The organism is Shewanella sp. SM95 (assembly GCF_025653595.1).
In the GTDB taxonomy this organism is placed as follows: domain Bacteria; phylum Pseudomonadota; class Gammaproteobacteria; order Enterobacterales; family Shewanellaceae; genus Shewanella; species Shewanella oncorhynchi.
The window spans coordinates 1-10,315 of sequence record NZ_JAKKSE010000045.1 but is presented as its reverse complement, the minus strand read 5'-3'; the positions used below and the strand labels follow the sequence as shown (position 1 = coordinate 10,315).

Annotated in this window: 7 protein-coding genes and 1 pseudogene; 7 read left to right on the top strand and 1 reads right to left on the bottom strand. The window is 46.1% G+C overall.

Annotated elements, in window-relative coordinates; translation table 11 throughout:
- Window positions 1-145: transposase family protein (locus L5M29_RS23315; RefSeq protein ID WP_263167883.1), on the bottom strand; the 145-nt coding region annotated here is incomplete at its 3' end.
- 373 nt (window positions 146-518) lie between these two features.
- Between L5M29_RS23315 and L5M29_RS23310 the strand changes: the two genes are divergently transcribed.
- From L5M29_RS23310 to L5M29_RS23280, 7 genes and pseudogenes are all read left to right on the top strand, one after another.
- A complete protein-coding gene (locus L5M29_RS23310) occupies window positions 519-1,991 on the top strand; it encodes a carbon starvation protein A (RefSeq protein ID WP_263170300.1) in 1,473 nt (490 codons plus the stop codon).
- A gap of 312 nt (window positions 1,992-2,303) precedes the next feature.
- Window positions 2,304-4,469 (top strand): catalase/peroxidase HPI, encoded by a 2,166-nt coding sequence (gene katG, locus L5M29_RS23305; RefSeq protein ID WP_263170298.1) that lies wholly within the window; start codon window positions 2,304-2,306, stop codon window positions 4,467-4,469.
- Between the two features lie 170 nt (window positions 4,470-4,639).
- Window positions 4,640-5,074, top strand: coding sequence for a PaaI family thioesterase (locus L5M29_RS23300; protein ID WP_028761608.1), 435 nt, complete (start codon window positions 4,640-4,642; stop codon window positions 5,072-5,074).
- A gap of 369 nt (window positions 5,075-5,443) precedes the next feature.
- Window positions 5,444-7,132 carry a glucan biosynthesis protein gene (locus L5M29_RS23295; RefSeq protein ID WP_131524680.1) on the top strand — a complete coding sequence of 563 codons (1,689 nt, stop codon included), beginning with the start codon at window positions 5,444-5,446 and terminating at the stop codon, window positions 7,130-7,132.
- A 245-nt stretch (window positions 7,133-7,377) separates the two neighbouring features.
- Entirely contained in the window at window positions 7,378-8,847 is a 1,470-nt protein-coding gene (locus L5M29_RS23290) for an inorganic phosphate transporter (protein WP_105252986.1), read from the top strand.
- 134 nt (window positions 8,848-8,981) lie between these two features.
- Complete coding sequence (locus tag L5M29_RS23285; RefSeq protein WP_263170295.1) at window positions 8,982-9,830, top strand: isocitrate lyase/phosphoenolpyruvate mutase family protein; 849 nt, start codon at window positions 8,982-8,984, stop codon at window positions 9,828-9,830.
- Between the two features lie 336 nt (window positions 9,831-10,166).
- Window positions 10,167-10,315 (top strand): annotated as a pseudogene (locus L5M29_RS23280) (IS110 family transposase); the annotation flags it as partial.

Here is a 10,315-nt window from a genome sequence, read left to right as displayed (position 1 = left end):
CGTGGATCTCAGACCAACCTTCGGCGCCAGCAATCACACCACACAGAGTGACGAACAATACATCATGTAACGGGTAAGTCACTTTGGCAGATTGTCGGCTGTCAGCAATCGAGTTGAAATGTGATGTGAAGGCTTCAAGGTACATGCTCTTATGCTCTCTATAAGAAAAAGAGAGCATAAGATCATAATCGATGCCGTCCGTCAAATTTAGCTCAAAACGGTTAAAATATATTCACGATCTTGCCCTGGTTGACTGACTAGCTTAGTACTACTAAATCGTGGAATAGAATAAGGACGATGAGAGGAACTCAGTTTTAGCATGATAAGTACTGTTGCAGATAAATTGAATACTTCATAGGGATTATTTTTTAACGCGTTTGTTCATCTATACCCACCCGTACGGCCATTTCAGATAATCAACCCGACATTAGTCTAATAGTGTGTTGCTTGACCTCAGTCGCTAACTCAATGAAACTCTCCATTAAATCACCTCCTACTAAAGTATGGATAATTAAATAATGTTAATTTTCTTTATTTGTATCGCACTCTTAGTGCTTGCATACAAGTTCTATAGTCCCTTTGTTGAGCGGCAAGCGGGTATAGATCCTAAAGCGATTACACCACAGGCGAGATTCGAAGATGGCGTCGATTACGTTCCGGTTCATCCGGCTAAAGCGTTTCTGATCCAGTTCCTCAATGTCGCGGGTGTGGGGCCGATATTTGGCCCGATCCTCGGTGCACTTTACGGCCCAATAGCCTTAGTGTGGATTGTACTGGGGAATATTATTGGCGGCGCAGTACATGATTATTTTTCTGGCGTGCTCAGCATAAAAGAAGACGGTAAGAGTCTGCCAGAGATTGCGGGCCACTACTTTAATATTTACTTTAAAGGCGTGATGTTGCTGTTTACGGCTATGCTGCTGTTTTTTGTGGGCGTGGTCTTCATCATGAGCCCCGCAGGTTTGCTGAGTAATCTCGATTATTTTAAAGACACCATCTTTGGCAATAATACCTTCTGGGTGTTAGTGATTTTAGTCTATTACTTTTTAGCGACTATGCTGCCGATTGATAAAATCATCACTAAATTATATCCCGCATTTGGTTTGTTGATGATAGTCATGACAGTTTCTATCGCCGTTGCTCTAATGATCAATGCGCCGCAGTTACCTGAAATGGGGGATGTGTTTGCCTATTTCGACCACAGCCATTACAACAATGAGTTACTCGAACCAAACCCTGATGGACTACCTGTTTGGCCACTGTTATTTGTGACTATTACCTGTGGTGCGATTAGCGGTTTCCATTCAACTCAAGCGCCCATCATGGCTCGTTGCTTGACGAATGAGAAGTATGTTCGCCCTGTGTATTATGGCGCTATGGTTGCTGAAGGTATCGTTGCTTGTGTATGGGCAACGGCGGGTATTGCAGCTTTCCCTGGCGGTTATGTTGAGCTTAAGAGTTTGCTCGACCAAGGGGGCCCAGGTTTAGTGGTTAATCAAGTGGCAACTACGTATTTAGGTGTTGCGGGCGGTATTATGGCGATTGTGGCCGTGGCTATCTTCCCTATCACTTCTGGCGATACCGCATTTCGTTCGCTGCGTTTGACGATTATCGATGCCTTCCATATTCCGCAAAGTATGCGTAATCGCTTATTGGTTGCAGTGCCTATTCTGACCATTGCGTACTTTATGACGAAGATCGATTTCTCTTTGATTTGGCGTTACTTTGCCTTCTCAAATATGCTGCTATCAACCAGTGTATTGTGGTTAGCAACTAAGTACTTGTTCGATCGCGGGACCTTCCATTGGATTGTTAGCTTACCAGCGATTGGCGGCACCAGCGTTACTGTGTCTTATATTATGACTGCGGGTATTGGCCTAGGTTTACCGCAACCTTTGAGCCAGCCAGTTGGTATAGCTGTCGGGGTTATCTGTTTAGTTGCCCTGATCATTGCGCACAATAGACGTAAACCTGTGGCAGACGTTAAATAGTCAATTATCCCATAGTTTTACCCAATAAAAATCAAGGGCTGCATTTTGCAGCCCTTGTTTTTTTATGATTGGTATCATTCTACTATCCTTTAATAGCTTATTTTAGAAAGGGTCATTTTTGCTGAATATTTTTTAATGAGCGGATTCATCGCGTTTCATCTAGAGGTAAGGTAAGGTCGTTAGACTGGTTTTTATTTCTCTATTGAAACGATTAGTCTGTGGTAGAGAGCGTTAAGCAGTACAAACTTGCGGCAAAAGTCATTTAGATTTTATTTACTTGAATATTTTTTGCGAACAGAAGGAGAGCACGTTATGTCTGAGAACAAATGTCCTATGCACCATTCTGCTGGTGGCACCTCGAATCGAGATTGGTGGCCTAAACAGCTCCGGCTCGATATTCTGCACCAACACTCTTCCTTATCTAATCCTTTGGGTGATGACTTCAATTATGCTGAAGCCTTTAAATCCCTCAATTTAGCTGCTGTAAAGCAAGATCTCCTCGCATTAATGACGGATTCACAGGACTGGTGGCCTGCAGATTTTGGCCACTATGGGCCGCTATTTATTCGTATGGCATGGCACAGTGCCGGCACCTATCGTACCGGTGATGGACGCGGTGGTGCGGGCAGCGGTAATCAACGTTTCGCACCGTTAAACAGCTGGCCAGATAACGTAAACCTCGATAAAGCACGCCGGCTCCTTTGGCCGATTAAACAAAAATATGGCAATAAAATCTCTTGGGCCGATTTGATGATCCTCACGGGTAATGTCGCGCTGGAATCTATGGGATTCAAAACCTTAGGTTTCGCTGGTGGGCGAGTCGATATTTGGGAACCCGAAGCTGATATTTACTGGGGCGCGGAAAATAAATGGTTAGACGATAAGCGTTACTCGGGAGAGCGAGATCTTGAAGATCCCCTTGCCGCAGTCCAAATGGGGTTGATTTATGTTAACCCTGAGGGGCCCAATGGCGACCCAGATCCTTTCGCTGCTGCCGTTGATATCCGCGAAACCTTTGCCCGTATGGCGATGAATGATGAAGAAACCGTAGCCTTGATTGCAGGTGGTCATACTTTTGGTAAAACCCATGGTGCAGGTGACGCAGCATTAGTCGGACCTGAGCCAGAAGCCGCAGGTATTGAGCAGCAAGGGCTAGGTTGGCAGAGTCGCTATAAAAGCGGTAAAGGTGGCGATACTATTTCCAGTGGCCTCGAAGTGACTTGGACCTCAACACCAACCCAATGGAGTAACAATTTTTTTGAAAATCTATTCGGATATGAATGGGAACTGACTAAGAGCCCAGCGGGTGCCCATCAGTGGATACCTAAAAATGGCGCGGGTAAAGGGGTGATCCCCGATGCGCATGATGCTTCAAAACGTCATGTGCCAACCATGTTGACCACCGACCTTGCACTGATCTTCGACCCTGATTACGAGAAAATATCACGTCGATTCTTTGAAAATCCCGATGAGTTTGCCGATGTATTTGCAAAAGCTTGGTACAAGCTGACACACAGAGATATGGGGCCATGCACACGCTATTTGGGTCCTGAAGTGCCTGCAGAAACGTTTCTTTGGCAAGACCCCATTCCTGCGGTTGATCATCCTCTGGTTAATGAGCAGGATGTTACTGATCTTAAACTGAAGATTATCGGTTCTGGATTAACGATTTCAGAAGTTGTATCAACCGCTTGGGCCTCGGCGTCGACCTTCCGGGGTTCCGATATGCGCGGTGGTGCGAACGGTGCGCGAATTCGCCTCGCGCCGCAAAAAGATTGGCCAGTGAATCAGCCTGAGCAACTTGCTAAGGTGCTCAAAGTGCTTGAGAGTATTCAGTCTGAGTTCAATCAAGGAGGTAAGATAATCTCCCTTGCCGACTTGATTGTGCTAGCAGGTTGCGTCGGTATTGATCAAGCGGCTAGAAATGCGGGGGTTGAAGTGACGATTCCATTTACGCCAGGTCGTATGGATGCCACGCAAGCACAAACGGATGTGGAATCTTTTGCGGTACTTGAACCTGTCGCAGATGGCTTTAGAAATTATCATCCCACTCCGTTTTCTGTTTCGGCGGAGGAGTTATTGGTCGATAGGGCACAATTGCTGACCTTAACTGCGCCGGAAATGACAGTGCTTATTGGCGGTCTGCGGGTGTTAGATACAAACTCTGATCAGTCAAAAACGGGTGTCTTGACTGCGCGTCCTGAGTTTTTGACCAATGACTTTTTTGTTAACTTGCTCGATATGGGGACGACGTGGAAACCCACTTCCAAAGCGGAGGATATGTTTGTGGGTGTTGATCGCGTCAGCGGCCAGCAAAAGTGGACTGCAAGTCGTGTTGATTTGATCTTTGGCTCTAATTCGCAGCTGCGTGCACTCGCAGAAGTGTACGCGAGCAGTGATGCACAGCTGCGATTTGTCGATGATTTTATCGACGCTTGGACTAAGGTGATGAACTTAGATAGATTCGATCTTCGCTGAGCTTATATTTATTAGTCTTTTTAGTAGTAGATTGGCCCAATTTAGGCGCAGCTGGGGTTAATGCAGACTGAGCGTTTAAGTGGATTTTCAGTTAAATGATCGCCTAATCCAAAGTGGTTAAGCGGTCATTTTTATTCATGTGCTTTGACGCTCATCAATTTAGGTGGAATATGAATATTCAGCAAATGTCGGGTTTAGCCATTTTACAGGCAATGGCAAGGGGTGAATTACCCGCACCTTCTATCTCTCTCACTATGCCAATGTCGCTGGTTCAAGCCGACGAAGGAACGGTGACATTCCATGCGACTGCCGATGATAAGCACCTCAACCCATTGGGCGGTGTTCATGGTGGTTTTGCCGCGACTGTATTGGATTCGGTTACAGGTTGCGCCGTGCATACATTGCTTGAAGCGGGTGTCGGTTACGGCACTATCGACTTGAATATTAAAATGATTCGACCTGTGCCTAAACATCAAGTGTTAGTGGCTGAGGGCAAGGTGATCAATTTATCTAAGTCTTTAGGCATTTCGGAAGGTACGCTAAAAACACAGGATGGAAAACTGCTCGCCACTGCTACGGCGACTTGTATGATTTTAAGGCCATAAACCGATTTTGCGGGCTGGCGTATTATCTCTTAGAGTTAACACGCTGAGCAGATAGTTAACCTATGCCGAAGGTGCACTTTATCTTCAGGTATTAAGTCGACGGTCTTCTTGCTGGCAGTGAGGTTTTTATGGGCGTAAATTCAGTTAATAACGGAATTTTTTAATCATATTTTCATAAATAGGCCTCAAGATTGAAAATAGCTAGCATGCCATATTCCATTCGACAGAAAGTATGCTAGATTCTGGCGAATTGTTGCTGATCGCTGTATTGTTACCTCTGTCATCAACAGTTCTCCACAGGGCCATCGCTGCAATTGAGTCAGATTTGCAGGGAAGTGTCAGGAAGTTACACCAATTCAGAGTCTGCTTATGCAACCCAATTTATTTCCCGAACAAAGAAACGTTTATCAAGAATCGAGGGTGACACTACCCTCGATTGAAGCCCAATCCTCCTCTCGTCGCGGCCGTTTGCAGCGTATGGTTGGCGGCGTATTGTTAACCTGTAGCGTATTGCTGAGTCTTTCAGCATGTGCGGCAGGTAAGCAGGCGTCACCACAAGAAGGTGAAGAGTTTAGTTACGCTTGGCTAAAGGGTTATGCCCGTACTATGGCGGCACAACCCTATGAGAGTCATAAAGGCGAATTACCTAAAAGCCTTCAGGGCATGAGTTGGGATGATTACCAACAATTCCACTTCAAGAAGAAAGCCGCACTATGGCGTGATCAAGATTCGGAGTTTCGTGCCGAACTGTTCCATCTTGGGCTGTTTTTTGATACCCCTATCCATATTTATGAGCTAAATGAGGGTAAGGCTAAGTTAATCGAATATTCACCTTCAATGTTCGATTATGGCAAGTCAAAGGTCAAAGGTAGTCAGTTGCCTAAGGATCTTGGTTTTGCGGGTTTCCGTATGCAATTTAATACCGATTGGCAGCGTGACATTGTTGCCTTCCTTGGCGCTAGTTATTTCCGCGCAGTGGGTCAAGAAATGCAGTACGGTTTGTCGGCTCGTGGCTTAGCGGTTGATACTGCACTGCCAAAACCCGAAGAGTTTCCAATGTTCACCAATTTCTGGTTAGAAAAACCTAAACCAGGATCGAATATCACCACTGTGTATGCCTTGCTAGACTCTCCGAGTGTCACGGGGGCTTATCGTTTTGATATTGAACCAGGTGAACGTTTAAAAATGAAGGTGGATGTGGCCGTTTATCCACGTAAAGCGATTGAACGTTTAGGCGTTGCGCCACTGACCAGTATGTTTATGGTGGGTGAGAACGATCGCCGCACCGGTTATGACTGGCGTCCAGAAATCCATGATACCGATGGTTTAGCCATGCACACGGGCAATGGTGAATGGATTTGGCGTCCGCTAGGTAACCCTGAAAACCTGCGATTCAATGCCTATAGCGATGAAAATCCAAAAGGTTTTGGCTTACTGCAACGTGATCGTAACTTCGATCATTATCAGGACGATGGCGTGTTTTATGATAAACGCCCAAGCCTATGGATTGAACCAACCAGCAGTTGGGGTAAAGGTTCAGTGCAGTTGGTTGAAATTCCAACACTGGATGAAACCTTTGATAATATAGTGGCTTTCTGGAATCCTGCTGAGCCGATTGTTCCTGGTCAAGAGCTGCTATACAGCTACAACATGTACTGGGGTGGCATTCCACCGGTTCAATCACCCCGTGCTCGGGTTGTCGATACCTTCACTGGGATTGGCGGCGTAGTTGGCCAGAAACGCAAATACTACAGTAAGCGTTTTGTGGTTGATTTCGCGGGCGGCACCTTACCTATGATAGGTAAAGATACTCAAGTTAAAGCCGTGATCACAGCATCTGAAGGCAAAGTGGAAATTGAATCAGCCCGTCCTTTAGCGTCCATTAATGGTTACCGCGCTATGTTTGACGTAGTGCCACCCGGAGACGGGACTGAGCCGATTAACCTGAGAGTCTATTTGGAGGTCGATGGTCAGCCATTGTCTGAGACTTGGATGTATCAGTGGAATCCGCCTGCAAAGGATGATCGTGAATTGCACAATGCAGGTCATCTGCAATAAGCGATTTGTGAGTCATTAATCTAAAACGCCAGCTAACTTAGCTGGCGTTTTTGTTTTGATGATTAACAAGATGCGGGGAATGCCGCTCATTTGACATCTAAAAAATCAAGCCAGTTGTAATTGCAAGCATGCTACTGAGTTATTGGGGGCTAATTCACTTTTTGACAATCTAAACAATTTTTCACTGTAAAAGACCCCAAACTTGGGCGTAACCTGTGGGCGTTCTCGGCATGGGTAAGTATTTTATGTTTGAAATGTTCACAACGTTAGGCTTTGCGTGGTCGGTGGGTTTAGTCCTTGCCGTACTTTTTGTACTGGCATACGAATTTATTAATGGCTTCCACGACACGGCAAATGCGGTGGCGACGGTGATCTATACCAAGGCTATGCCGGCAAATCTGGCGGTCGTTACCTCCGCACTATTTAATTTTGCGGGTGTGCTGTTAGGGGGGTTAGGGGTGGCCTATGCGATAGTGCATTTATTACCCGTAGACTCCTTGCTCGGTATGGACTCAATTCAAGGCTTGTTGATGGTGTTTTCCCTGCTATTTTCGGCAATTATCTGGAACTTAGGTACTTGGTATTTTGGTATTCCGGCATCGAGTTCCCATACCTTGATTGGTTCGATAATGGGCGTGGGTGGCGCGTTCGCTTGGATAAATCATCAGCCTATCTTGCAGGGCATTAATGTCTCTAAAGCAACGCAGATCATGCTGTCCTTGATTATTTCGCCGACCTTAGGGTTTGTGATGGCAGGGATTTTTTTGCTCATCATGAAATACGTTTGGCAGAAACATAAAATTCACCGTACCCCCGATGAGCAGATGCAGATTAATGGTAAAAAACACCCTCCATTTTGGGCAAGGGCGAGTTTAATTATCTCCGCTATGGGGGTGAGTTTCGCCCATGGTTCTAACGATGGACAGAAGGGGATAGGTTTAGTGATGCTAGTGCTGATTTGTATGGCACCGGCTTATTTTGCCTTGGACATGGGCAGTCAACCCTATGATTTAGAAAGAACTCAAGATGCTAATCGTCGCATTATGGCGATTTATGACCGTAACCAAGCCGTTATCGCGGATGTTATCGACTTTAAAGCCTTAGTCAACGTTCCCGAATATATGCTGGCCCATTGCTCATCTGCCAATGTATTACCGGCGATGTCGTTGCTTGACCGTCGCTTAGCAAAAGTCTCAACTTACAAAGATATGGATGTAGAAGAGCGACGCGAGGTGCGACGTTTATTGTTGTGCATCGATGATACTGCTCGCCAAGTGGCTAAATTGGATCTTCCTGCTAAGGATTTGAGTTCATTGGCTAAATGGCGAAAAGATCTCACTAGAACTACTGAGTATGCGCCCATTTGGGTGATTATTGCCATTGCTACTGCGCTGGGTTGCGGCACGTTGGTGGGGTGGCGGCGGATTGTATATACCGTGGGGGAAAAAATTGGTTCATCGAGTATGACTTACAGCCAAGGTATTGCTGCGCAGGTCACCGCTGCCGTCTCTATTGGGATTGCCAGTATGACAGGGATGCCGGTATCGACGACTCATATTTTGTCTTCCGCTGTTGCGGGTACCATGGTGGCTAATCGTTCAGGGCTTCAGATCCAAACCATTAAGCAGATCATGCTTGCTTGGCTGCTGACACTACCTATTACTATGTTGCTCTCCGCGAGTGTGTTTATCCTTGCCAATGCACTTTGGGGTTAGCCAAGAATACTCAAGTTGAATGCTCACATAGCCAAGCCTTGAGGGCTTGGTTTTTCGGTTCAGTGCCGTTTCCCGCGATAATTACCTAAGCCATCTTGTTAGAGTTGAGCCTTCAACACCAACAAGGACATAAGATGGCTGAGCTATCTAGAATACTTTTCAAAGCACTACATCAACAATCAGAGCCGCTGATATTAACTAACGCTTGGGATGCCGCCAGTGCGGCCATCATCCAAGCATCGGGCGCCCGTGCGATTGCGACCAGTAGCGCGGCATTGGCTTGGTCGCTCGGTTATCCCGATGGCCAAGCGCTACCTAAAGCGGCTTTATTGGACGTAGTGAACAATATCCTACGGCTGAGCCGAGTGCCCGTGACGATAGATATTGAATCTGGTTATAGCCAAGATCCCGATGAGGTTGCTGCTTTTGTTGCGCAGCTCGCTGAGCTTGGCGTAGCAGGAATTAATATTGAGGATGGCAGTGCAAGTGTTGCTGATATGGTGGCAAAAATTAAAGCTATTCGCGCCCATCCTCGTTGCCAAGGATTATTTATTAATGCGCGAACTGATGTGTATTTACTGGGTTTAGCCAGTGGTGAGGCCGCAGTCGTTATGACTATTGATAGGTTAACTCAATATCAGGCTGCGGGTGCTGATGGTGGCTTTATCCCTGGCGCGATTAAGGTCGAGACCGCTAAGCGCTTGTCTGCCGCTGTGGATATGCCACTGAATTTTATGCTATTGAATGAGCAGATGGATATCGGCGAGTTATTTGCCGCAGGTGTGCAGCGTTTTTCCACTGGCCCAGCTTCATTTTTACAGGCCTATAGCACTTTGCTTAATCCAATTTTGTTAAATTCAATTAAGGCAAAACCGTTTCAGCGAGAGTCAAAAGATGCGGTTATTGCCGTTGATAAGGATTCAATACCTAAAGCCATTTCCCTTGGTTTTGAGCAAATGAATAACTTATTTATCCCGAGTTAAAGCTGTTTTTCATCTATACCCAAGCTACCTGAAGATACGAGTTTCAGAGCGCACAGGGTGCTTCAATTCAAGGCGCATTAATGACAGAATGTCGGCCACCTTTTGAATTGATGCAACACGGAAGTGGAGTGCCCTGGGCGCTCCGTCCCGGCGGCTGATGTTAACCACGGGGTAACGCACTTTATGCTGCGTTGGTTATTTTTAACTTAGCCCGCTAGGCCTGCAAATAACCGCAATCGCCATGGATAATGGAATGGACCCATCCACTTTAAATCGGCCTCGCAATGGGCCACGATGTAGTCGCTAAAACTCATCAGAAAGAGGACGGGTCCACCTATGAAGATTACTACAATCGGTTTAGATATCGCAAAGTCTGTTTTTCATGCTGTTGGCGTCGATAAAGCGGGCAAGTTAATCAAAAAGAAAATGCTTAGACGCAAAGACTTGCTGCCCTTTGTCGCGAAAATTGAGCCTTGCCTTATCGT